Here is a 23,757-nt window from a genome sequence, read left to right as displayed (position 1 = left end):
ATGGCTGTTTTCACCTATCAGCAGAAAGTCCTGTTTCAACATTGCGATCCGGCGGGGATTGTCTTTTATCCGCGCTATTTCGAAATGGTGAATGCGACGGTCGAGGAATGGTTTGACGCCGTTATCGGATGCGGCTTTCCAACCATGCATGGCCCGATGCAGGTGGCCGTTCCGACAGCGGGGCTTACCATCGCTTTTACGGCGCCAAGCATGCTGGGTGATCAACTGGAATTTCGTCTGGAACCGATGCGGATCGGACGATCAAGCCTTGAGCTGGAAATCGCAGCTTTCGCGGGTGACGAGCAACGCCTGAAAACAACGGTAACACTGGTCTTTACGAAAAAAGGGGCCGGAAAGTCAGTGGCATGGCCAGATGATTTGCGTGCCAAAATCGAAAAAGAAATCAATCAAGTGGTAGAAAACAATGCATAAAATCGTTCAGCCAGACGGATGGAAAGAGCCCAAGGGATATGCAAACGGCGTCCTTGCACAAGGTGCGACTTTGTATATCGGCGGACAAATTGGCTGGAACGAAGATCAGGTCTTCGTTGCCAAGGATTTCGTCGGACAGATGGAACAGGCGCTTAAGAACATCGCCGCCGTTCTCGAAGCTGCTGGCGGCAAGCCCGAACATCTGACGCGCCTGACCTGGTATGTCACCGACAAACAGGAATATCTCGCCAAACAGCGCGAAGTCGGCCGGGCTTACCGCGAAGTTTTGGGCAAGAACTTCCCGGCAATGACCATGGTCGTTGTCAGCGCCCTTGTCGAAGACGAAGCATTGCTCGAGATTGAAGGTACGGCGGTTATCCCGAACTGACCGGTCATTTAGGATACCATTTTCACAAAGGGCAGCATCAAGCTGTCCTTTGCTGTTTGCAGCGATCTTTGCATAGAGTGATCGGCAATGATCTGCGTTTATATGACCAACGGTTTTGCTTTTCTCCCTCCGCTGATCTAAGCTTTTAAAAAATAATAAATAAGCTTCTCCGGAGGAACATCATGAGATCGACCGTTTTGGGTGCGTCCGATGGGGCAGCGCCCACAGTTGGCAATGACACGGCATTTAGCGGGCCGGGGCCGGAATTCGGTCCCTGGCTTGAAAAGGCATCGATCCTGATCGTCGATGACGAACCGGGCATGCGCAACTTTCTGGTCCGTACCCTTGGCCCGCGCGCCAAGCGGGTCGAAGAGGCCGCCGATTGTGAAGAAGCCACAGCACTTCTGGATCAACACCATTTTGATGTGGTGATCCTTGATAACATCATGCCGGGCAAAAGCGGGGTCGAATGGCTGACCGAACAGCGCGAGATCGGCTTTTTTTCCGATGCCATCCTGATGACGGCCTATGCCGATCTTGATACCGCGATCAAGGCGCTTCGGGCCGGGGCAGTGGATTTTGTCCTTAAACCATTCCGCTCAAACCAGATTTTGAACGCGGTGGCGCGCTGTCTGGACCGGATGCGCTTGCGGCGTGAAAACCATGTCTTGCGCCATGAATTGCGCGCGACCTCCGACCATGTATTGCTGCGTGACAAGCTGATCGGCTATTCCCCGCAAATTCAGGAAATCCGTGAAACCATTGCGCGGGTGGCCCCCCTGCCGACCTCGATCCTGATTTCCGGGCAAAGCGGGACGGGCAAGGAAGTCACCGCCCGTTCGCTGCATTCCCTGTCTGACCGCTCGCAAAAGCCGTTCGTTCCGATTAATTGTGCCGCCATTCCATCCGAGATGATCGAAGCGGAGCTGTTTGGGCATGTCAAAGGGGCCTTTACCGGCGCGCAGGCTGCACGTGATGGGCTTTTCATGCATGCACAGGGCGGAACATTGTTCCTTGATGAAGTCGGTGAATTGTCGCTCGCGACCCAAAGCAAGCTTCTGCGTGCCATCGAAAGCCGCCGTATCCGCCCTGTCGGATCAGAGCGCGAAGCGCCTGTCGATCTGCGCTTTATCTTTGCCACCAACGCCGATCTTGAAGCCGAAGTCGAAGCCGGACGGTTCCGGGCTGATCTGTTTTACCGCATCAATGTCATGCATATTGAAATGCCGCCCTTGCATGCGCGCGGCGATGATGTGCTCGAACTCGCAGAACTTTTCATGACCAAGCTGTCCAAACAGCTTGGCGTCCGTCAGGTCCCGATTGACGGGGCCGTGCGCGCCGGACTGACGCGGTATGACTGGCCGGGCAATGTCCGTGAATTGCGCAACCTGATAGAACGCACATTGATCCTTGGACGTTTCCCCGATGAATTCCGTGATGAAAAGGCCGATCACGGCGCACAGATCGAAGGCGATGAAACGCTTGATGAAATGGAACGTCGTCACATTCTGGCGATGCTTCATAAAACCGGTGGCAATCGTAACGAAGCTGCCCGTCGTCTGGGGGTATCGCGTAAAACCATTGATCGCAAATGCGCAAGCTGGGAACAGGAATGAAGCTGTTTTCGCGCATTCGCGCCGAACGGCCCAAACGCACACGATCTGTCCGGTTCAAGTTGTTGGCAATTGCACTTTTGCCAACACTTGTGATCCTGCCCCTGTTGCTGGGCGTGATGATGGTGCGCTGGAATTCCAAGTTTGATGCGCTGCTGACGTCAAAGGTCAGTGGTGATCTGACAATTGCCCATCAATATTTTGCCCATATTCTTGAAAATACCGGCGAACAGATCGCAGCTCTTGGTCAATCGGTGGCGTTTCGCAATGTCCTGAATGACGGTGATCCCGGCACTGTGGGTGCATTGCTCGCCAAGCGTCAGCTGGCCATGGGGCTTGATTTTCTGTATCTGGTCGAAGGTCGTGACAAGGCTGGTGACTGGCCGGTGATTGCCAGTGCGTTTGCCGGGAACTCTTCAACCAGCGTGGATATCTTCAGCAATACCGACCTTGCGGCAATCTCGCCCGATCTTGCGGCACGGGCCCGACTTGACCTGATTGAAACGCCCAATGCGGTACCAACGGCACGTGATGCGGAAACGCGTGGTATGGTCGTGCATTCGGCAAGTCCGGTGGAATTGCCATCGGGAAGAACGGCCGCCCTTGTTGGCGGTATTTTGCTCAACCAGAATTTGGGCTTTATTGATACGATCAACGATCTTGTCTATCGCCAAAGCAGCCTTCCCGAAGGCAGTCAGGGCACGGCAACCCTGTTTCTTGATGATGTGCGGGTCAGTACCAATGTTCGTCTGTTTGCCGATCGTCGCGCTTTGGGGACGCGTGTTTCAGGCATTGTGCGCAAGACCGTTCTTGAAGACGGAAAGGTCTGGCTGGATCGGGCCTTTGTGGTCAATGACTGGTACATTTCGGCTTATGAGCCGATCAAGGACAGCTATGGCAAACGGGTAGGGATGCTTTATGTCGGCTTCCTTGAAACCCCCTTCGCCCGGACAAAATATGAAAGCCTTTTGATCCTGATCGGGGCGTTTCTGTTTGTTGCCGCCCTTTCTGTTCCAATTTTCCTGCGCTGGGCGCGGGGTATTTTCAAACCGCTTGAACGCATGGCCAACACCATCGGACAGGTCGAAAGCGGTGATCTTTCCGCGCGAACCAATCTGACACAGATACAGGATGAAATTTCGCTGGTGGCTGATCATCTTGATGATCTGCTTGATCAGGTGCAGGAAAGGGACAAGCGCCTGCGCGCCTGGAATGACGAACTGAATGCGCGCGTTGATGAACGCACCAGTGAACTGCGCGAAGCAAACCGCGCACTCGAAGAAACCACCAAACAGCTGATCATGTCCGAAAAGCTGGCGGCCATTGGCGAAATTACCGCCGGTGTCGCGCATGAAATCAACAATCCGGTGGCGGTTCTTCAGGGCAATCTTGATGTGTTGCGCGATCTTCTGGGCGATCACACCCGTCTGGCCGATACCGAATTCCGCCTGATTGATGAACAGGTCAATCGCATCAATTTGATTGTCACCAAGCTTTTGCAATTCGCCAAACCCGAAGAATATGCAGGTTACGTCGAACGCCATAGTGTCGGCGAGGTGATCGAGGATTGTATGCCGCTTGTCGCCCATCTGCTGAGCCGGGCCGAGATTGATGTTATCCGTGAACATAAATCAAACCGGCTGGTCTTGATGAACCGCACGGAACTGCAACAGGTACTGGTAAACCTGATGGTCAATGCCCTGCATGCGATGCCAGATCGCGGCACTTTGACCCTGATTGACGAGGATGCAGACCGGAATGGTCGGCCCGGTATCCTGATGACGGTGCGCGATACCGGTATCGGCATGGAGCCCGACATTCTCAATCGCATCTTTGATCCGTTCTATACGACCAAACGCCGCGAAGGCACCGGGCTGGGATTGTCGATCACCAAGACCCTGATTGACCGGCAAGGCGGTACTCTTGCTGTCGAAAGCGAACCGGGCAAGGGTACGATATTTACCATCTGGTTGCCGGAGGCAGACTAGAGCCGCAGTAACCTAACCCGAAAAGGCTTTTGCGGCAGGATCCATTAATTTGCTTGGTTTTTTCAGGTGTCTTTGTGCAGCCATTCCTTCTTCAGGATGGCATACTGGAAAGTATTCTCGTATCTGGGCGTGCCGTCCGGATTGTTGACAAACGAAATAAACTCCACAAAACAACCCTCTTTGCGCATACCAAGTTTTTCGCAAAGCTTCTGCGACTTGAAATTGTTGTCCTCGACATAGGCATAGAGCCGCCTTGCGTCGAGTTGGATAAACAAATGGTCAAACAAGGCGCGTGCGCTTTCACTGGCATACCCCTTACCTTCAACCTTTTCGTTGAAGTTCCATGCCACGGAATAGGTGTCGGGATCATCTTGATGAAGTAACAGCTCACCAATTAAGGCTCCTGTGTCTTTTAGGCATACAGCAAGACACATCTTATCCCCTTCACGTTTCCGGGCCTTGACCTTTGCCTGTTCCAGCGTTGTGACTTTGTCATCCATAAAGCAGTTTACGCGCGGGTTCGAAATGTAGTCGAACAGTTCTGCTGCATCGGTTTCAGCAAAGCGTCTGATGATCAGTCTGTCGGTAATGATTTCGCTCATCTGTGTCCTTCGCGGGCAAGGGGATGGGAACAGGCTCATGGCCCTTTCTTAATAACGCGCAATGCGAAATGACAAGGGTTGTCGCAGCACGATTTTTCAATTGCACAGGATCTTGTCCGGTTGATGGCATTTCTTTCCCTGGTCGTGATCTCCCGACTGTTCAGCCGTGAATAAAGACGTTTGGATCGCGCGATTTTCCTGCATTGAAAGCGGCGTCAGGTCTTCGTCCGCTTACAGCACGCGCCTCGGGTCTTTGCATTGAAATTGCTGCAGTTGCGAGTGGACATTTTGTCTGATTGCTACTTTTCCGCGTATCGTGAGTTGGACATTTTGTCCATGCGCGTGCGCTGCAATATGACGTTTATCTGTCTTTGATCGGCAGAATATCAAGATTTCTGGCTGATGGCACGCTGATTGCGACGTTGAGAATTCCGGGTTCAACCGTGGTTGCCCTGCACAATGCCTTCAACCGGGGGTGGGCAAGGCAAGAAAAATCATAATGCCGGGAGGAAACAACGTCATGTTTGATAACCTAAAGAAAGAGCACATCGTCGCGGGTGACGATTTTAACCGCTGGAAGGTACCGCCAGCATCCATTGCCATTCATCTTTGCATCGGGTCTGTCTACGCTTGGAGCATCTTCAACCCGCCATTGATCAAGGAATTTGGCGTGGTCGCTGCTAGCTCGGGTGACTGGGGCCTGCAGTCCGTCGTCTGGATTTTCTCTGTCGCCATTGTGTTTCTTGGCCTTGCGGCTGCCTTTGGCGGCAAATGGCTTGAAGAAGTCGGCCCGCGTATGGTGGGCGTTGTTGCTGCCTTCTGCTGGGGCGGCGGTTTCATCGTCGGTGGACTTGGTATTGCCACCCATCAGCTCTGGCTGGTCTATCTCGGATATGGGGTGATTGGTGGCTGTGGCCTTGGTCTTGGCTATGTGTCGCCTGTTTCAACGCTGATCCGCTGGTTCCCGGACCGTCGCGGCATGGCGACCGGTATGGCGATCATGGGCTTTGGCGGTGGTGCGATGATCGCAACCCCGATCAAGGAAAGCCTGCTTTCGGTGTTTTACAAGGTGCCGGAATATCTTGGCCCGGAAAGCGCGGTGAACCTTGTTACCGAAGGTGGCAAGCGTATGGCCGAAGTCGGTGGCCAGATGGTCGAGGTTGTTGTGGCAGGTGCCGCACAGGTGGCTTCTGCACCGGTTCCGATCCAGGAAGGCGTTTATATTGCGGGCACAGGCAATACCGGTGCTGCGGCGACCTTCTTCACCCTTGGTGTTGCCTATTTCATCGTCATGATGATTGCAGCATTTTCCTATCGTGTCCCGCGTGAGGGCTGGCTTCCGGCAGGGTGGACGCCACCGACTGCCGATGCAGCGTCCAAGCGCATGATCACGCACAAGAACGTTCATATCGATCAGGCCCTGAAAACCCCGCAATTCTACCTGTTGTGGATTGTGCTGTGCTTTAACGTTACGGCGGGTATTGGTGTGATTGGCGTTGCCAAAACCATGATGTCGGAAATCTTCGGCACGACCTTGCCGCTGGTGGTCAACTCGGCCTTTGCCGCGACCTATGTGTTCATGATTTCGGTCTTTAACATGTGTGGCCGGTTCTTCTGGGCGTCGATGTCGGATTATATCGGCCGCAAGAATACCTATTACTGTTTCTTTATTCTGGGCATTGCTCTGTATCTGTCGATCCCGTTCGCTGCCCAGCAGGTCAGTATTAATCCGGCTGTCACCTATCTGGTGATGTTCTATGCCGCAACCATGATCATCTTCACGATGTATGGCGGCGGTTTTGCAACCATCCCGGCCTATCTGGCGGATATTTTCGGCACCAAATATGTCGGCGGTATTCATGGTCGTCTTCTGACGGCGTGGAGTACGGCGGGTGTACTTGGTCCGCTTGCCATCACCCAGCTGCGTCAGACCTCGGTCACCAATTCGATCAAGGATCTGGCTGCCAAGGTTGATCCGGCGGCCTTCCAGGCAAAATTCGGTGCAGGCCTTGAACAGCTTGATCAGCTGGTTGCCGCCAAAACCGTGACCATCGGGCGTCTGATGGAAATCGCACCGGCAGGAACGGTTGATCCGACCTCAAGCCTGTATAACACCACCATGTATGCGATGGCGGCCCTGCTGGCGATTGCACTTGTCGCCAACAAAATGGTCCGTCCGATTGATGACAAGCACTACATGGAAACGCAGGAAGGTGGTGCAACCGCCACCGGACGTGAAGCAACGTCCAAAGCGTAAGGACCCAGGGCGTCGATCATCGCTCCCTGTGATCGACGCCCGACGACTGGCTGGCAATGTCTGTCTGTTGGCCATCCGGGGGCATGATTGGCATCGTCATGTCCCGGGTCGGGATTTTGTTCATCCAGCCCGGCCCCGCGTTCTGTTGCAGGAATAACCTTTTTTCCCGTGGGGATAATCGGTTATCCTGCAACCGGAACACGCAAGCGTCAGAACGCGCGTTTTCAATTCTTGTAACGGCCGGACAGAAGGCCGACTTCAACAGCAAAACACAGCATCCCGGCCTGACCGGATGCCGGATATAAAATGATCGATAAACTCGAAATGTTTATGGTGCTCGCCCGTGAGCAGCATTTTGGACATGCCGCCGAGGAATGCGGCGTCACACAGCCGACTTTGTCCAGTGCGCTCCGCCAGCTTGAGGACCATCTTGGTGTCGTCTTGGTCAAGCGCGGATCGCGCTATCAGGGACTGACACCCGAAGGTGAACGTGTTCTGGAATGGGCGCGCCATATTGTCGGCAGCACCCGTTCGATGCGCGATGAAATGCGCGCCATGCGGTTCGGTCTGACCGGGCAGGTGCAGATTGCGGTTATTCCAACCGCGCTCTCGATGGTGCAGGAACTGACCACGCCGTTTCGCGAAAAACACCCCGATGTGACATTTGCGATCCTGTCGCGCACATCAACCGAAATTCAGGCTCTGCTTGATGATCTTCAAATTGATGTCGGCATTACCTATCTTGATAATGAACCGCTTGGTCGGGTGACATCAATCCCGCTTTATTATGAACGCTATCATCTGGTGACCTCGAATTTCGATGATATCGGAGATCGCGAAAGCATCACCTGGCGCGAAGCAGCGGAATTTCCGCTCTGTCTTCTGACGCCTGATATGCAGAACCGCCGGATTATCAATCAACACCTTAACGAGGCTGGTGCACGGGTGGCACCGACCCTCGAAAGTGATTCGATGATTGCCCTGTTTACCCATGTTCATACCGGAAACTGGGCCAGCATCATGCCGGTGAAGATGATCCGCGAGTTCAGTCTTCATGATCGCGTGAAATCTATTCCCATCATAGAGCCCGATGCGGCTCATCTGGTTGGAATGATCGCGGCAAAACGCGAACCGGCAACGCCAGTTGTGTCGGCGCTGTTAAAAGAAGCAAAGCTTTTATCGGAACTCGAACCGGCCTGATCGTTCCTTGATAGGTTTTCGCTATCGCGTAACGGGATGGCTTTATTGAACGGGCGGTCCAGATGCCCGACACTGGCAAGAATAACAAAGATATCTGCAACATGCTTGAGAGAGAGGCTTGCATGTCGGAAACGACCAAGGACCAGAATGTCCGCGTCGAGGCCATTTGTGATCAGATGATCACGATGGAAGGCCCGCTACTTCCCATTTTGCACGAAGTGCAGGAAGAGTTCGGTCACATCCCCGAAGGCGCGCTTCAGACAATTGCCAAAAAACTGAACCTCAGCCGGGCTGAAGTCCACGGGGTGGCAAGCTTCTATCATGACTTCCGCGAAGAAAAGGCGGGCAAGCATGTCATCAAGATCTGCCGTGCCGAAGCCTGTCAGGCAATGGGCGCAGATGCGCTTGGTGATCAGGTCCGTCGCCATCTGAAAGTCGACTGGTCGCAAACCACATCTGATCGCAAGATCACGCTGGAACCGGTTTTCTGTCTTGGTCTTTGTGCCTGTGCGCCAGCTGCGATGGTTGATGGCAAGGTGGTTGGTCGCGTGACCAGGGATCGCATGAACCGTATTCTCGACGAGGTGGGCGCATGAGTATCAAGGTTTATGTCCCGCTGGATTCCGGTGCTGTTGCCCTTGGTGCAGATGAAGTGGCAAGCGCCATTGCCAGCAAGGCCGAAAAGATCGGTGCCGATGTCAAAATCGTGCGCAACGGATCGTTTGGCATGTATTGGCTGGAACCAATGGTCGAGGTCGAAACACCACGCGGGCGTGTCGCCTATGGCCCGGTCAGCACCGATGATATCGATGCCCTGTTTGCTGCCGACTTCCTTAAGGGCGGGGAACACAAACGTTATCTTGGCCGTACCCGGGATATCCCGTTCCTTAAAAGCCAGTCGCGCCTGACATTCCAGCGTTGCGGCATTATTGACCCGGTATCGCTTGACGATTATCGCGCCCATGATGGCCTCACGGGTCTTGAAAATGCCTTGAAAATGTCGGTAGCCGACATCGTCAAGGCGGTGACCGACAGTGGTCTGCGCGGACGTGGCGGTGCCGGTTTCCCGACCGGCATCAAATGGAACACGGTACGCGAAGCGCCGGGCGATCAGAAATATATCGTTTGTAATGCCGACGAAGGCGACAGCGGCACCTTTGCCGATCGCATGATCATGGAAGGTGAACCCTTCGTCCTGATCGAAGGCATGATCATTGCCGGTCTCGCGACCGGGGCGACCAAGGGCTATGTCTATACCCGTTCGGAATATCCCGACGCGATCCGTATCATGAACGAGGCGATTGACGTTGCCCGTTCGGCGGGACTTCTGGGGGCCAGTGTTCTTGGTTCGGGCAAGGCATTCGATATGGAAGTTCGCATGGGGGCAGGTGCCTATGTCTGTGGCGAGGAAACCTCGCTTCTGAACAGCATGGAAGGCAAGCGAGGTGTTGTGCGTGCCAAGCCGCCACTTCCAGCACTTCAGGGTTTCATGGGCCGTCCGACGGTTGTGAACAACGTGATTTCCCTGTGCTCGGTGCCGGTCATTCTTGAAAAGGGTCCGGAATATTATCGCGATTTCGGCATGGGCCGGTCACGTGGCACCATCCCGATCCAGATTGCCGGCAATGTCAAACATGGCGGTCTGTACGAGATCGGCTTTGGTCTGACACTGGGCGAAATTGTCGAACAGATTGGCGGTGGCACGGCAACCGGTCGTCCGGTCAAGGCCGTGCAGGTTGGGGGGCCGCTGGGCGCCTATTTCCCGCGTGAACTGTTTGATACGCCCTTTGACTACGAAGAATTCGCCAAGCGCGATGGCCTGATCGGTCATGCCGGTGTGGTCGTTTTTGACGATACGGTCGACATGATGAAGCAGGCCCGCTTTGCCATGGAATTCTGCGCGATTGAGTCATGTGGCAAATGCACGCCATGCCGCATCGGTTCGATCCGTGGCACCGAAGTTGTCGACAAGCTTGAACGTGGTGAAGAGCCCGAACTGCAGATCGAACTTCTGCGCGATCTTTGTGAAACCATGAAGTTCGGATCGCTCTGTGCACTGGGGGGCTTTACGCCCTATCCGGTGCTGAGTGCCCTGAACCATTTCCCTGATGATTTCAAGCCACGTGCGCTTGATATAGCTGCGGAGTAATACGATGTCCTTGATCAAAGAAGTCGACTACGGAACCCCCGCCGCCAAATCCGAAAAGACCGTCACGCTGACCATTGATGGCAGGGACGTGACCGTGCCCGAAGGCACATCGGTTATGCGGGCCTCGATGGAAGCAGGCATTCAGGTGCCCAAGCTTTGCGCGACCGATATGGTTGATGCGTTTGGCTCCTGCCGTCTGTGTCTGGTTGAGGTCGAAGGCCGCAACGGCACACCGGCATCCTGCACCACACCAGCATCTGATGGCATGGTGGTCCATACCCAGACCGAAAGGCTTAAGAAAATCCGTAAAGGGGTGATGGAACTTTACATTTCCGACCATCCGCTGGATTGCCTGACCTGTGCCGCCAATGGTGATTGTGAACTTCAGGACATGGCAGGTGCGGTTGGTCTGCGTGATGTGCGCTATGGCTATGAAGGCGGTAACCACGTTCAGGTCCGCCAGAACGGGGAAGATAACCCGCGCTATATGGCCAAGGATCAGACCAACCCGTACTTCACCTATGACCCGTCGAAATGCATTGTCTGTTCGCGCTGTGTCCGTGCCTGTGAAGAAGTGCAGGGCACCTTTGCCCTGACCATCGAAGGTCGCGGGTTTGAATCCCGTGTCTCGCCGGGCATGCATGAAGATTTCCTTGATTCCGAATGTGTATCCTGTGGCGCTTGTGTTCAGGCCTGCCCGACTGCAACCCTTCAGGAAAAATCGGTCATCGAAATCGGTCAGCCGGAACATTCGGTCGTTACCACCTGTGCCTATTGCGGGGTCGGCTGTTCGTTCAAGGCCGAAATGCGCGGGGAGGAGCTGGTGCGCATGGTGCCGTTCAAGGATGGCAAGGCCAACCGTGGTCATTCCTGTGTCAAAGGGCGCTTTGCCTATGGCTATGCCAATCACAAGGACCGCATCCTCAATCCGATGATCCGCGAAAGTGTCGATGATCCCTGGCAGGAAGTCAGCTGGGAAGAGGCCCTTCGCTTCACCGCCGACAAGTTCAGGGGCATTCAGGCCAAATACGGCAAGGGTGCACTTGGCGGGATCACGTCATCACGTTGCACCAACGAGGAAACCTTCCTTGTTCAGAAGCTGGTCCGTGCGGGCTTTGGCAACAATAACGTTGATACCTGTGCGCGTGTCTGTCACTCGCCGACCGGGTATGGTCTTAAAACCACCTTTGGCACATCGGCCGGGACGCAGGATTTTGATTCTGTCGAACAGACCGATGTGGTCATCCTGATTGGGGCGAACCCGACGGACGGGCATCCTGTTTTTGCCTCGCGTTTGAAAAAGCGTCTGCGTCAGGGGGCGAAACTGATCGTGATTGATCCGCGCCGGATTGATCTGGTTCGTTCCCCGCATATCGAGGCGGTTGCGCATCTGGCTTTGCGTCCGGGAACCAATGTCGCGGTTTTGACATCCCTTGCCCATGTCATCGTGACCGAGGGCCTGTTTGACGAGGCGTTCGTTCGTGAACGTTGTGACTGGGATGAATTCCAGGATTGGGCGACCTTTGTGTCCGACCCCAAGCACAGCCCCGAAGCGATTGCCGAAATGACCGGTGTTGATGCCGATGCCATGCGCACGGCGGCGCGTGCCTTTGCCACGGGTGGCAACGGTGCGATCTATTACGGACTGGGTGTAACTGAACATAGTCAGGGTTCCACCACCGTGATGGCGATTGCCAACCTTGCCATGGCGACTGGCAATATCGGCCGTCCGGGTGTTGGCGTGAACCCGCTGCGTGGTCAGAACAACGTGCAAGGATCCTGTGATATGGGATCATTCCCGCATGAATTGCCGGGTTATCGCCATATTCAGGACAGTGCGACCCGCGATATCTTTGAAGATATCTGGGGTGTGAAACTTGACGACGAACCGGGGCTTCGTATCCCCAACATGCTTGATGCCGCGGTCGAAGGCACGTTTAAGGGCATCTATATTCAGGGCGAGGATATCCTTCAGTCTGATCCCGATACCAAGCATGTCGCCGCTGGTCTTGCCGCGATGGAATGTGTTGTCGTCCATGACCTGTTCCTGAACGAAACAGCGAACTATGCCCATGTCTTCCTGCCCGGTTCGACCTTCCTTGAAAAGGACGGGACTTTTACCAATGCCGAACGCCGCATCAACCGCGTACGCAAGGTCATGACACCGATGAACGGCTTTGCCGATTGGGAGGTGACCCAGAACCTTGCGCGCGCCATGGGGCTGGACTGGAGCTACACCCACCCGTCACAGGTGATGGCGGAAATCGCGGCGACCACGCCAAGCTTTGCCAATGTCAGCTATGACCTTCTCGAACGCGAAGGATCAGTGCAGTGGCCATGCAATGACAAGGCGCCGCTGGGAACACCGGTCATGCATATTGACGGCTTTGTTCGCGGCAAGGGCAAATTCGTTGTCACCGAATATGTGGCAACCGATGAACGTACCGGTCCGCGCTTCCCGCTGCTTCTCACGACCGGGCGTATCCTTAGTCAGTATAATGTGGGCGCACAGACCCGCCGTACTGAAAACACCGCCTGGCATAAGGAAGACCTTCTGGAAATCCATCCGCATGACGCAGAACAGCGCGGCATTCGCGAAGGTGACTGGATCCGTCTTGCATCGCGGTCTGGCGAAACATCCCTTCGCGCCACCATTACCGATCGCGTCGCACCGGGTGTGGTTTACACAACCTTCCACCATCCGGGTACGCAGGCCAACGTGATCACCACCGACTTTACCGACTGGGCGACCAATTGCCCGGAATACAAGGTCACAGCTGTTCAGGTCTCGTCAAGCAACGGACCGTCGGAATGGCAGGTGGAATATGACCGTCAGGCCGAACAGTCGCGGCGGATCAAGCCGCGCATGGATGCTGCCGAATAGGATACCCTGCCAGATATTGTGCTATACTCGCTTGTGCATGATATCTGGCAAATCCTTTGAATATCGAAAAGTTACAGCCAAAGAGTAAACAGCAATGGCACCTGACAAACTTGTCTATATGGCCAATCAGATCGCGACCTTTTTTAAATCGCAGCCCAAGGAAGAGGCGGCTGCGGGTGTCGCTGGTCATATCAGCGATTTCTGGGAGCCGCGCATGCGCAAACAGCTGTTTGACATGATTGCTGCCGGACACGAAGGTTTTGATCCGCTGGTTCTTGAAGCGGCCCCTTCGATCCGCAAGGTCAAAGAAACCGCATGACGCCCAAGCCATCAGAGAACCGCATTCTTGACGGTCGCGATGTCGATCTGGCGCGCGCCATTTCACGCGATGACGGCAATGACGATGCGCCAATGATCTTGCAGCCGGAAGTTCCGGCTGCCTTGACGTTTAATGGCAAATCGCATGCGGTGATGATGGTATCGCCCCATGATCTCGAAGATTTCATGATCGGCTTTGCCCTGTCCGAGGGGATTGCCGATGACATTTCCCAAATCACCTTGCGCGATGTTCGAAAAACCCTTCAGGGCTATGTGATCGAAGCCGATCTGCATGAAGACGTGTTTGATCGCCTTGATGAACGTAGCCGCACCCTTGAAGGCCGGTCGGGCTGCGGGCTGTGCGGTGTGCAGTCACTCGAAGCGGTGGCAATGGACAAGATCGGCAAGGTCGTACCGGGTAATATGGCGCAGGACATCGTCTTGCGGGCCATTGACGCGCTTCCCGATCTTCAGACTCGCAATCGTGAAGGCGGCGGGCTTTTGCATGCCAGTGCCTTTGTCGATGTTGGCGGTAACATCAAGCTGGTCCGCGAGGATATCGGACGCCATAACGCCCTTGATAAGGTGCTGGGCGCTGTTGCGCGTCAGGGGATTGATGCGACGGGCGGGTTTATCCTGATGACCAGTCGCTGTTCCTATGAAATCGTCACCAAGACCGTGCAATGCGGGATTGGCGGGCTTGTCACCCTTTCGGGGCCGACATTGACCGCGGTTAATCTGGCACGGCAGGCGGGCTTGACCTTGATTTGTCGCGAACGGCGCGGGCTGTTTCGCCGCTTTGCCTGATCCGATAACGGTCAGGTTGATGCGCGTTCGATAATCTCAAACCCAACATCAATCGACTTGGTTGGTAATGGCTGATTTTCAATCCGTGCCACCAGTGCCTCGGCCGCACGTTTGCCAAGATCGGGACGGTTAATCTCGACCGTGGTCAGGGCGGGCAGGGTAAAGGCCGAGAAATCCTGATTGCCAAAACCAAGGACAGCCATATCTTCGGGAATGCGGATGCCGCGCGCCTGTGCCTCGATCAGGATGCCATGTGCCAAAAGGTCGGAGCTGCACATGATGATGCCGTTCTTAAAGCCCTTTGCAAGGCCACTGGTCAGGCCGTTTCGCCCGCGTTCAATGGTTGCTCCGGCCTCATAAAGAACTTCAATCGGCGGATTGCCGGTCAGTTGTCCGAACTGGGCGGCAAAGGCGTCCTTGCGGCGCAAAGCGCGTTCATCCCCGGCCGAAACAATCAGCGCCTTGTCATAGCCTTTGCGGGCGGCATAGCGGGCCATTTCCTCGCCAGCCTTGATATGTGAAAAGCCGATACAGACATCAAGCGGGTTTTCCGTAATATCCCAGACTTCAATCACCGGAATACCCGCGCCGAGCAGCATGCGCTTGCAACTGGCCGAATGATGGATGCCGGTCAGAAGGATGCCGTCGGGGCGGCGGCTGAGCATGGTTGAAACAACGGCCTGTTCTTCATCCTGCGAAAAGCCGGTTTCAGCCATCAGAACGTGATAGCCCGACCCGCGAATGACATTGATGAAATTCTGCATCAGGTCGGAATAAATGACGTTGGTGATTGACGGCACCAGTGCGGCAATCAGTTTGCTGCGTCGGGACGCCAGCGCACCGGCAACCATGTTCGGCACATATCCGGTAAGTTCGATCGCGTCCTGGATACGCTGCAGGGTCTTGGCCGAGACCTTTTTCGGGTCATTGAGTGCGCGCGAAACAGTGACCTGCGAAACGCCCGCGATCCGTCCGACGGTTTCCATCGTGACGGTGCCGCTTTTGATTTCGGCAAGCGTTGTCTGATCAGTGTGTTTTGGCTCAGATGACAAAGGGTTACGATCTCTTGATCTGAATGCCGCATGTTGGTGATGCGCGGCATTGGTTGCTGTCCGAAAACGATGATTTTGCCTGAGCCGGACATTACATCAGCAAAAAATGGTGGGCAAGAAGCGTGGTTCGGGTGGAAACCACTTCACAGCACAGGGAGGGAACTGTTGCTTCTTGCCCGGTCTTGAAACGTCATGCCTGATCGTCGATGCCGCTGCTCATGTGCTTTTTCTTGCGTGCGACCGAAATTGAAAACGCAATCGAAAGTGCAATCAAGCCCCACAGCAGGATTGCGATCCAGCTTTTGGTAAAGAAGATCGAAAGCGTGCCAAAGGATTCCAGACTTTTGACAAAATAGATCTCGGCGGATGGGCCCAGAATGAAACCGATGATAAAGGGTGCGATTTCAAGCCTGATCTTGTGGGCAAGATATCCAAACAGGCCAAAGATCAAAAGCGTCCAGACATCGAACATCACGCCGTAATTGATCGTATAGGCACCCACCACGCACATCATCAGAATGATCGGGAACAGAATGTTCTTGGGAACCGTGACGACCTTGGCGATATGACGGATGGCCAGAACCATAACAAGGAACATGATGATATTGGCCGCCAGCATGGCGATGATCATCGCATCCCAGGTCACCGGATTGTTGCCGATAAAGAGCGGGCCGACCTGAATGCCTTGCAGGGTAAAGGCACCAATCAGGATGGCGGTGGTGGAATCCCCGGGAATGCCAAGTGATAACAGCGGTACAAGTGCCCCGCCGGTCAGGCCGTTATTGGCGCTTTCCGATGCAATCACCCCGGCCGGAGCGCCTTTGCCGAATTTTTCCGGGTTCTTGGAAAAGTTCTTTTCCTGGCTATAGGCAAGGATGGACGCCGCGCTGCCGCCCACACCGGGCAGAATGCCGACAAAGGTGCCAATCGATGAAGACCGGATCAGGTTGATGATCTGTCCTTTGAACACAGATAGCTTGAAGGGCTTGCCGCCGATCTTGACCCCCGAAAGGCCCTTGCGTTCCTTCATGCCTTCTTCGGCATCAATCAGGATGGTTGCCAGCCCGAACAAGCCGATCAGAACCGGCAGAAGTGAAAATCCACTTTCAAGGTAATATTCAAGGAACTCCGGAACGAGGCGAAGCTCGCCATTGCCGCCACGCGAAATGTCATAGGCGCCGATCAGGCTGATGAAAACACCCAAAAAGCCGCTGAAAATCCCGACCAGAAGGCTGTTCGAAAGCGCTGCCATCACGGTGAGCGCAAAGAAGATGATCAGGAATTTTTCGATATAGGAAAACTTGATCGCAAAATCGGCCAGTGCCGGGGCAAACAGATAAAGGGCGGCCAGACTGATCAGACCGCCAACGAGGGACGAGGTAATCCCGATCTTGAGGGCGCGTTCACCTTCGCCATTCTGGGTCATCGGATAGCCATCAAGCGTGGTGGTGATTGATGACGGGGTGCCGGGAATGTTCAAAAGGATCGCGGGAACCAGACCGCCTGAAATGCCCCCGACATAAAGACCAAGCAAAAGTGCCAGCCCGTTTTCAAGGCCCAGCGAATAGGTCAGCGGCAAACACACAGCCACCGCCATGGTTGCCGTCATGCCGGGGATCGCACCAAAGATGATGCCGATCACGGTGCCCGCGGCAACCAGCCCAAAGAATAGCGGTGTCAGGATGGATAGGAGTTCCATGATAAATCTCTTGGATCAAGCCGCGTCAAACCGGGGACAGCGCCCCTTATGGCAGCGAAATATTGAAAAGTTCGGACAGGATGTACCAGACGACACTCGGCGCGATCAGCGCATTGGCACCCGCGATCAGCAATGTTCGACGGCTGTGCTCGTGCAGATAAAGCGTGCTAAGCGCGAACAGAAACGGGATCGAGCACAGGTAAAATCCAAGTCCGGTATTCGGGAACAAATCGCCGACTTCCGGCATCGCCAGAAAATAGATCACGGTTAGTGCAATGGTCCCAAAGAACCGTCTGTGGTCGATGCCCGCGGGCCACCAGGTGCCGCTGGTCACGGTAGCAAGGATCGTACTGCCACGCGTGATCAGGATCGAAATGAACAATATTCCGAGGATTACGGCGATAATCGTCGGGAAAATCATGTGCGACGTGTTGAAATCAACCGTCACATGAAAGGGGGAGTCAAACGACATGGGACGCCTCCGGATGTGCCTGTTTTCCCCATGGTTCCGAATTCCAGATGGAATGGAATTGGTCCGGGGTGTCTATTCGGCAAGTGGCGGCGGGTTTTGAAATCCGCCGGATCAGGCGAAAGTGGCCCGGCATTGAAATGCCGGGCCAACCGGGAAGTCAGTTGGTTGCAATCGCGTCGATGACCTGACGGTATTCGTCGCGCTTTTCCTTCAGATATGTCGATGCTTCAGCCTGCGGCTTGTAGTTCGGGATGAAGAAGGATGCTTTCTGCGTTTTCTGGATCTCGCCTTCGGCATAGATTTCCTTCAGCGCATTGTCGATGGCGGCAATCTGTTCTGCGTCCATGTCCTTGTTGAACAGAAGGAAGAATTCCTTGTCGAAGGTGAAGTTCTTTTTGCCGTCAAAAGTCACATTCACATTCGGTGTGGTGAAAGCCAGAAGCTCATCGCGCGAGGTATCGCCCATGCCTTCCGGATTTGCCTGTTCAATGGTTTCTTCGCGTGCGGTCAGCCAGATGAAGCGCATTGCTTTCTGGTCATCATTGGCAAGCTGAGTGAATTGTTCGTTCGCCTGAACCGAACCGTTGATCACATCAGCCTGACCATCAAACATCAGCTGGTTTTTATCAGCTTGCGAACCGGTATTGACCGGAACGATGTTTTTTTCGGAGCCCGGGTTCATGATCTTGGCAGCGTTTTTCATGGCCGAGAAGCCGATTTCCGAAACGCCACCGGCCTGAATGGCAACACGAACGCGCTGACCGGATGCGGCGGCGGCAAGGACGTCTTCCATCGACTGCATCGGCGAGTTTTTGGCAACCAGATAAGCGTTGCCCGGATTGATCGCGACCGTCGGGCCGACGACGTAGTTTTCAAAGATATCGTCATAACCGCGAACGCCATACAGGTTCGCAAGATAGGACTGATCGTGGAAAATCATAATGGTGGTGCCGCGCGAATCGCGCTGTAGTGCCTTGAATGCCTCGCTCGCGCCAACGGCATCAACCTTCACATTGATGTCGAGTTTCTTGGACAGGGCTTCGGCAACGATTGCACTGTTCTGATAGGTATCGCCGCCGGTCGATTTCGACCCGATAACAAGGCGGATGTTGCTTGGCAGATCAGCAGCTGAAGCCAAAACTGGCGAGGCAACCATGGCAGCAAAACCTGCAGCAGCAGCGATGGATTTTAAAAGTCCGGTCATAAGATTCCTCCCGAATGACGCATTCCTGAATGGTGGGGATGTCCCCGTTGTGCCAGATGGTGTGGTTCCCATAAGGCGTTGGTGTTGCTTGTTCTTGTTGCTTGTTCTTATTGTTAGGTAACTTGTAAAATTTCAAGCGTTATGTATGCGCATACATAATTTGATACATCTTGCGTAAAATCCTGTCAATCGCTGAATCTATCGGCATTTTTGCGCAGAATGTTTCTTTGGTTTTGGCATGTAAGTTCACTTGACATCTTGTAAGTGTATGCGCATACATAAATCATTAATCAAAAGTGCAGGCCGCCCGGATTGCGCCCAGAGGCAAAATTGGCGGCGGTCGAATGACGGGAGGAACGCCATGTCCGACAAAAACAGAAAATCCGCGGAAGATCTTAGAAGTGCGCGCTGGTTCGCGCCTGACGATCTTCGCTCGTTCGGGCATCGATCACGCCTGATGCAGATGGGTCTCGATCCCGAAGACTGGACCGGACGCCCGGTGATCGGCATCCTCAATACCTGGTCGGAAATCAATCCGTGCCATTTGCATTTCCGTGAGCGCGCTGCTGACGTCAAAAAGGGTGTGCATCAGGCTGGTGGTTTCCCGGTTGAACTCCCGACGATTTCGGTTGATGAATCCTTCACCAAGCCGACCTCGATGCTGTATCGCAACCTGCTTGCCATGGAGACCGAGGAAATGATCCGGTCCCACCCGCTTGATGGTGTGGTTCTGATGGGCGGTTGCGATAAAACCACGCCGGGTCTGGTGATGGGCGCGCTTTCGGCTGGTGTGCCGATGATCTATCTGCCTGCGGGCCCGATGCTGCGCGGCAACTATGCCGGTAAAATCCTTGGTTCGGGTTCGGATGCCTGGAAATACTGGGATGAACGCCGCGCTGGTAACATCAGTGACGAGGAATGGGTGGGTGTCGAGGGCGGCATTGCCCGTTCATACGGTCACTGCATGACCATGGGGACAGCATCCACCATGACCGCCATTGCCGAGGCCATGGGGCTTTGCCTTCCGGGTGCGTCTTCGATCCCGGCACCTGATGCCGGACATATTCGTATGTCGACCCAGTGTGGCCGTCGTATTGTTGATATGGTCTGGGAAGACCTGACCCCGAACAAGATTGTCACCCCCCAATCTGTCCGCAACTCGGCTGTGGTTGCGATGGCGACCGGTTGTTCGACCAATGCTGTTGTTCATTTGCTTGCCATGGCGCGTCGCGCCGGGATCAAGATCACCCTTGATGATCTTGATGAACTTGGTCGCACCACACCGCTGATCGCCAATATTCGCCCGTCGGGCACAGGCGACTACCTGATGGAAGATTTCTATTATGCCGGGGGGCTGCGCGCCCTGATGGCCCAGCTTGGCGATAAACTTGATACCTCGGTTACCACCGTGACCGGCAAGACACTTGCCCAGACGCTCGAAGGCGCGACGGTTTACAATGATGATGTCATCCGTCCGCTGTCCAATCCGGTTTATCATGAAGGATCGCTTGCGGTTCTGCGGGGTAATCTGTGTCCGGATGGCGCGGTGATCAAGCCTGCTGCCTGCGATGAACGGTTCCGCAACCATCAGGGCCCGGCACTTGTCTTTGACAGCTATCCTGAAATGAAAAAGGCGGTGGATGACGAAAATCTCGATATCACGCCAGATCATGTGATGGTGTTGCGTAATGCCGGTCCGCTGGGTGGTCCCGGTTTCCCGGAATGGGGCATGCTGCCCATCCCCAAGGCGCTGATCAAACAGGGCCATCGTGACATGCTGCGCATTTCGGACGCGCGTATGTCAGGAACGTCATATGGTGCCTGCGTGCTTCATGTCGCACCGGAATCCTATATTGGTGGTCCGCTCGCCCTTTTGAAAACCGGTGACATCGTCAAGCTTGATCTTGATAGCCGCCGTCTGGACATGCTGGTTGACGAGGACGAGCTTGAACGTCGTCGTGCTGCATGGCAGGCGCCGGAACCCCGCTATCAGCGTGGCTATGGCTGGATGTTTGGCAAACATGTCACCCAGGCCAATGAAGGCTGCGACTTTGACTTCCTGTCGCCGGAATTTGGCGAAACCGCGGGCGAGCCGGATATTTTCTAGGCTTGCCGCCAGACCAGAAACAGACGCAAGGGATGGGGTGGTTGAATGCGCCCCGACCCCGAAACACGAACCAAACCAATCAGGGATATCGATCCATGGCACTTTCCAAAGCCGATCTGCGTGGCGTGCTGTCGGGTATTTCCGGCATTCTCGTAACGCCCTATGACGAGAATGGCGATCTTGCACCAGCCAAGCTGAAACCGATCATTGATCGGGCATTGTCTGCGGGCGTTCATTTTCCGGTCGTCAATGGCAATACCGGCGAGTTTTATGCGCTGACCACGGATGAAGCCATCACCATGGCCAAATCGGTTGCCGAGATGCTCGATGGGCGTGCGCCGATGCTGGCCGGTATCGGGCGCGGAGTGCGTGATGCCTGTGCGCTGGCCAAGGCATCTGCCGAAGCAGGTGCGGAGGCCCTTATGATCCATCAGCCGCCAGATCCCTTTGTCGCCCCGCGTGGTGTTGTCGAATATATCAAGCGCATCGCCGATGCTTCGGGCGGTCTTCCGATGATGCTGTATCTGCGCAATGACACCATCGGCACCAAGGCCATTGCCGATCTCTGTGCCATCGAAGGTGTGGCTGGTGTCAAATGGGCAACGCCCAATGCCATGAAGCTGTCCGAGGCGATCAATGCCTGTGATCCCGATATTGTCTGGGTTGGTGGTTTGGCTGAAACTTGGGCGCCGGCATTCTATGCGGTGGGTGCGCGTGGTTTTACATCGGGCCTTATTAACGTTTGGCCGGAACGTTCGATGGCAATTCACGCTGCCCTTGAGGCCGGTGACTATGCCAAGGCCCGCGGTCTGATCCGCGATATGAGTGCATTTGAAGAAGTCCGTGCCGAAGAAATGAACGGTACGAACGTGACCGGTGTCAAAGCAGCCCTTAAACTGCTGGGGGATGATTGTGGTGCGACGCGCCCGCCATCCGCATGGCCGTTGACCGATGCGCAGCATGACAAGCTGGTTGGCTTCATGCGTCAGAACAATCTTGTGAAATAAGCGGCCCTGCCGCACAGAGGAGACATCCATGTCCTATACCCTGACAGGAAAACATCTGATCGCGGGCGACTGGGTTGCAGGTAGCGCGACCTTCCAGTCCGAACCGGCCCACGGTCCGGCCAATACATTCCCGGTCGGTACGCCAGAACTGGTCGATCAGGCCGCCAAGGCCGCCGAGGAAGCCTTCTGGGCCTTTGGCTATTCCACCCGCGAAGAGCGCGCCAAATTCCTCAATACCATCGCCGATGAGATTGATGCGCGCGGCGATGAAATCACCGAAATCGGCACCCAGGAAACCGGCCTTCCCGAAGCCCGCCTTCAGGGCGAACGTGGTCGGACAGTCGGTCAGCTGCGTCTGTTTGCCAGCCACATCCTTGATGGTGCCTATCTGGATCGTCGTTATGACGAAGCATTGCCTGATCGTGCGCCGCTGCCGCGTCCTGACCTGCGCCTGATGCAGCGCCCGATTGGCCCGGTGGCCGTATTCGGGGCGTCGAACTTCCCGCTGGCGTTTTCGGTGGCTGGTGGCGATACGGCTTCTGCGCTGGCGGCGGGTTGCCCGGTCGTGGTCAAAGGCCATTCCGCCCATCCGGGAACCGGTGAAATCGTTGCCCAGGCCATAGATGCGGCGATCAGGAAATGCGGTGTCCATCCGGGCGTCTTCAGCCTTATTCAGGGCGGCAAACGTGATGTTGGTCAGTCGCTGGTACAGCATCCGCTGATCAAGGCGGTCGGCTTTACCGGGTCGCTTGGTGGTGGTCGCGCACTGTTTGATCTGTGCGCAGCTCGTCCCGAACCGATCCCGTTCTTTGGTGAACTGGGCTCGGTCAACCCGATGTTCCTGATGCCAGAGGCAGTTGCGGCACGCGGTGAAGCACTGGGTACTGGCTGGGCCGGGTCGCTGACCATGGGGGCCGGGCAGTTCTGCACCAATCCGGGGATTGCCGTTGTCATTGATGGGCCGGATGCGGACACATTCGTTGCGGCCGCCAAGGACGCCCTGTCGGGAGTGGCAGCCCAGACTATGCTGACCGATGGCATGGCCGAAACCTATCGCACAGGGGCCAAGCGCGTTGCGGCAACGTCTGGTGTGAAAGAGGTCCTGACCACGTCTTGCGATCTTCGGAACGCAACACCGTATTTGTTTGAAACCACCGGTGAAAACTGGCTGTCGAACCATGTGCTGGGCGAAGAGGTCTTTGGTCCGCTTGGTCTGGTGGTGCGGGTCAGGGATGTTGCGGAAATGCGGGCCATTGCCAAGGCACTTGAAGGTCAGTTGACCTGCACGCTCCATCTGGATGCGGGGGATGCCGCCGATGCGCGCTCGCTGATGCCGATCCTTGAGCACAAGGCGGGGCGTGTTCTTGCCAACGGGTTCCCGACCGGGGTCGAGGTGTCCGACACCATGGTCCATGGCGGGCCATACCCGGCATCGACAAACTTTGGTGCGACATCTGTTGGCACCATGTCGATCCGTCGCTTCCTGCGTCCGGTTTGCTATCAGAACATCCCGACCGATGTTCTGCCTGCGGATATCGCGTAACTGCCTTTACCAAGATGCCGCCCGGTGCTTTGACG

The 23,757-nt window shown here is 55.3% G+C and carries 19 protein-coding genes; 14 read left to right on the top strand and 5 right to left on the bottom strand.

The window, feature by feature from the left end; all coding sequences use genetic code 11:
- The 4 genes from WA318_RS18970 (at nt 1) to WA318_RS18955 (ending at nt 4,421) form a co-directional block, all read left to right on the top strand.
- Entirely contained in the window at nt 1-432 is a 432-nt protein-coding gene (locus WA318_RS18970) for an acyl-CoA thioesterase (protein WP_336083661.1), read from the top strand.
- Nucleotides 425-820 (top strand): RidA family protein, encoded by a 396-nt coding sequence (locus WA318_RS18965; protein WP_114099959.1) that lies wholly within the window; start codon nt 425-427, stop codon nt 818-820. Before WA318_RS18970 ends, WA318_RS18965 begins: the two co-directional genes overlap by 8 nt.
- Nucleotides 821-1,002: 182 nt before the next feature.
- A complete protein-coding gene (locus tag WA318_RS18960; protein ID WP_114099958.1) occupies nt 1,003-2,436 on the top strand; it encodes a sigma-54-dependent transcriptional regulator in 1,434 nt (477 codons plus the stop codon).
- The gene (locus WA318_RS18955) at nt 2,433-4,421 is read left to right on the top strand and encodes a sensor histidine kinase (protein WP_336083658.1); all 1,989 of its coding nucleotides are present in this window, start codon (nt 2,433-2,435) and stop codon (nt 4,419-4,421) included. The genes WA318_RS18960 and WA318_RS18955 overlap by 4 nt, the downstream gene beginning before the upstream one ends.
- A 62-nt stretch (nt 4,422-4,483) precedes the next feature.
- On the opposite strand, the gene WA318_RS18950 is transcribed toward WA318_RS18955, so the two are convergent.
- Entirely contained in the window at nt 4,484-5,023 is a 540-nt protein-coding gene (locus WA318_RS18950; protein ID WP_336083656.1) for a GNAT family N-acetyltransferase, read from the bottom strand.
- 520 nt (nt 5,024-5,543) lie between these two features.
- On the opposite strand from WA318_RS18950, the gene WA318_RS18945 reads away from it, so the two are divergent.
- The 7 genes from WA318_RS18945 (at nt 5,544) to fdhD (ending at nt 14,638) form a co-directional block, all read left to right on the top strand.
- The gene (locus tag WA318_RS18945; protein ID WP_114099988.1) at nt 5,544-7,280 is read left to right on the top strand and encodes an OFA family MFS transporter; all 1,737 of its coding nucleotides are present in this window, start codon (nt 5,544-5,546) and stop codon (nt 7,278-7,280) included.
- 306 nt (nt 7,281-7,586) lie between these two features.
- Nucleotides 7,587-8,480, top strand: coding sequence for a LysR family transcriptional regulator (locus WA318_RS18940; RefSeq protein ID WP_114099955.1), 894 nt, complete (start codon nt 7,587-7,589; stop codon nt 8,478-8,480).
- Nucleotides 8,481-8,602: 122 nt separating this feature from the next.
- Complete coding sequence (locus tag WA318_RS18935) at nt 8,603-9,076, top strand: formate dehydrogenase subunit gamma (protein WP_114099954.1); 474 nt, start codon at nt 8,603-8,605, stop codon at nt 9,074-9,076.
- Nucleotides 9,073-10,629, top strand: a complete 1,557-nt coding sequence (locus tag WA318_RS18930; protein ID WP_336083651.1) for a formate dehydrogenase beta subunit — start codon at nt 9,073-9,075, stop codon at nt 10,627-10,629. The genes WA318_RS18935 and WA318_RS18930 overlap by 4 nt, the downstream gene beginning before the upstream one ends.
- 4 nt (nt 10,630-10,633) lie before the next feature.
- Entirely contained in the window at nt 10,634-13,513 is a 2,880-nt protein-coding gene (gene fdhF, locus WA318_RS18925; RefSeq protein WP_336083649.1) for a formate dehydrogenase subunit alpha, read from the top strand.
- Between the two features lie 94 nt (nt 13,514-13,607).
- Nucleotides 13,608-13,832, top strand: coding sequence for a formate dehydrogenase subunit delta (locus WA318_RS18920; protein WP_336083647.1), 225 nt, complete (start codon nt 13,608-13,610; stop codon nt 13,830-13,832).
- The gene (fdhD, locus tag WA318_RS18915) at nt 13,829-14,638 is read left to right on the top strand and encodes a formate dehydrogenase accessory sulfurtransferase FdhD (RefSeq protein ID WP_336083644.1); all 810 of its coding nucleotides are present in this window, start codon (nt 13,829-13,831) and stop codon (nt 14,636-14,638) included. Before WA318_RS18920 ends, fdhD begins: the two co-directional genes overlap by 4 nt.
- Before the next feature lie 11 nt (nt 14,639-14,649).
- Here the strand turns inward: fdhD and WA318_RS18910 are convergent, their stop codons facing one another.
- The 4 genes from WA318_RS18910 to WA318_RS18895 form a co-directional block, all read right to left on the bottom strand.
- Nucleotides 14,650-15,690: a LacI family DNA-binding transcriptional regulator gene (locus tag WA318_RS18910; protein WP_258548809.1), complete on the bottom strand. Its 1,041-nt coding sequence runs from the start codon at nt 15,688-15,690 to the stop codon at nt 14,650-14,652.
- A 190-nt stretch (nt 15,691-15,880) separates the two neighbouring features.
- Nucleotides 15,881-17,389 (bottom strand): tripartite tricarboxylate transporter permease, encoded by a 1,509-nt coding sequence (locus WA318_RS18905; protein ID WP_336083641.1) that lies wholly within the window; start codon nt 17,387-17,389, stop codon nt 15,881-15,883.
- Between the two features lie 46 nt (nt 17,390-17,435).
- Nucleotides 17,436-17,861, bottom strand: a complete 426-nt coding sequence (locus WA318_RS18900) for a tripartite tricarboxylate transporter TctB family protein (RefSeq protein WP_114099948.1) — start codon at nt 17,859-17,861, stop codon at nt 17,436-17,438.
- Nucleotides 17,862-18,018: 157 nt separating this feature from the next.
- Nucleotides 18,019-19,065, bottom strand: a complete 1,047-nt coding sequence (locus WA318_RS18895) for a hypothetical protein (protein ID WP_336083638.1) — start codon at nt 19,063-19,065, stop codon at nt 18,019-18,021.
- 361 nt (nt 19,066-19,426) lie between these two features.
- On the opposite strand from WA318_RS18895, the gene araD reads away from it, so the two are divergent.
- The 3 genes from araD (at nt 19,427) to WA318_RS18880 (ending at nt 23,722) form a co-directional block, all read left to right on the top strand.
- Complete coding sequence (araD, locus tag WA318_RS18890) at nt 19,427-21,172, top strand: L-arabinonate dehydratase (protein WP_114099946.1); 1,746 nt, start codon at nt 19,427-19,429, stop codon at nt 21,170-21,172.
- A gap of 95 nt (nt 21,173-21,267) precedes the next feature.
- Nucleotides 21,268-22,179 (top strand): dihydrodipicolinate synthase family protein, encoded by a 912-nt coding sequence (locus WA318_RS18885; protein WP_336083635.1) that lies wholly within the window; start codon nt 21,268-21,270, stop codon nt 22,177-22,179.
- A gap of 28 nt (nt 22,180-22,207) precedes the next feature.
- Nucleotides 22,208-23,722 carry an aldehyde dehydrogenase (NADP(+)) gene (locus WA318_RS18880; protein WP_336083633.1) on the top strand — a complete coding sequence of 505 codons (1,515 nt, stop codon included), beginning with the start codon at nt 22,208-22,210 and terminating at the stop codon, nt 23,720-23,722.
- Nucleotides 23,723-23,757: the final 35 nt, after the last annotated feature.

Source organism: Thalassospira sp. CH_XMU1448-2 (genome assembly GCF_037027285.1).
Lineage (GTDB): Bacteria > Pseudomonadota > Alphaproteobacteria > Rhodospirillales > Thalassospiraceae > Thalassospira > Thalassospira profundimaris_C.
This window is presented reverse-complemented; position numbering and strand designations above follow the sequence as displayed.

Excerpts from the sequence above, each read along its gene's own strand:
- fdhD (WP_336083644.1), top strand. The coding sequence starts at position 13,829 with ATGACGCCCAAGCCATCAGAGAACCGCATTCTTGACGGTCGCGATGTC.
- WA318_RS18970 (WP_336083661.1), top strand. The coding sequence starts at position 1 with ATGGCTGTTTTCACCTATCAGCAGAAAGTCCTGTTTCAACATTGCGAT.
- WA318_RS18950 (WP_336083656.1), bottom strand. The coding sequence starts at position 5,023 with ATGAGCGAAATCATTACCGACAGACTGATCATCAGACGCTTTGCTGAA.
- WA318_RS18920 (WP_336083647.1), top strand. The coding sequence starts at position 13,608 with ATGGCACCTGACAAACTTGTCTATATGGCCAATCAGATCGCGACCTTT.
- WA318_RS18945 (WP_114099988.1), top strand. The coding sequence starts at position 5,544 with ATGTTTGATAACCTAAAGAAAGAGCACATCGTCGCGGGTGACGATTTT.
- WA318_RS18900 (WP_114099948.1), bottom strand. The coding sequence starts at position 17,861 with ATGTCGTTTGACTCCCCCTTTCATGTGACGGTTGATTTCAACACGTCG.
- araD (WP_114099946.1), top strand. The coding sequence starts at position 19,427 with ATGTCCGACAAAAACAGAAAATCCGCGGAAGATCTTAGAAGTGCGCGC.
- fdhF (WP_336083649.1), top strand. The coding sequence starts at position 10,634 with ATGTCCTTGATCAAAGAAGTCGACTACGGAACCCCCGCCGCCAAATCC.
- WA318_RS18905 (WP_336083641.1), bottom strand. The coding sequence starts at position 17,389 with ATGGAACTCCTATCCATCCTGACACCGCTATTCTTTGGGCTGGTTGCC.
- WA318_RS18885 (WP_336083635.1), top strand. The coding sequence starts at position 21,268 with ATGGCACTTTCCAAAGCCGATCTGCGTGGCGTGCTGTCGGGTATTTCC.
- WA318_RS18955 (WP_336083658.1), top strand. The coding sequence starts at position 2,433 with ATGAAGCTGTTTTCGCGCATTCGCGCCGAACGGCCCAAACGCACACGA.
- WA318_RS18930 (WP_336083651.1), top strand. The coding sequence starts at position 9,073 with ATGAGTATCAAGGTTTATGTCCCGCTGGATTCCGGTGCTGTTGCCCTT.
- WA318_RS18895 (WP_336083638.1), bottom strand. The coding sequence starts at position 19,065 with ATGACCGGACTTTTAAAATCCATCGCTGCTGCTGCAGGTTTTGCTGCC.
- WA318_RS18880 (WP_336083633.1), top strand. The coding sequence starts at position 22,208 with ATGTCCTATACCCTGACAGGAAAACATCTGATCGCGGGCGACTGGGTT.
- WA318_RS18935 (WP_114099954.1), top strand. The coding sequence starts at position 8,603 with ATGTCGGAAACGACCAAGGACCAGAATGTCCGCGTCGAGGCCATTTGT.
- WA318_RS18965 (WP_114099959.1), top strand. The coding sequence starts at position 425 with ATGCATAAAATCGTTCAGCCAGACGGATGGAAAGAGCCCAAGGGATAT.
- WA318_RS18960 (WP_114099958.1), top strand. The coding sequence starts at position 1,003 with ATGAGATCGACCGTTTTGGGTGCGTCCGATGGGGCAGCGCCCACAGTT.
- WA318_RS18940 (WP_114099955.1), top strand. The coding sequence starts at position 7,587 with ATGATCGATAAACTCGAAATGTTTATGGTGCTCGCCCGTGAGCAGCAT.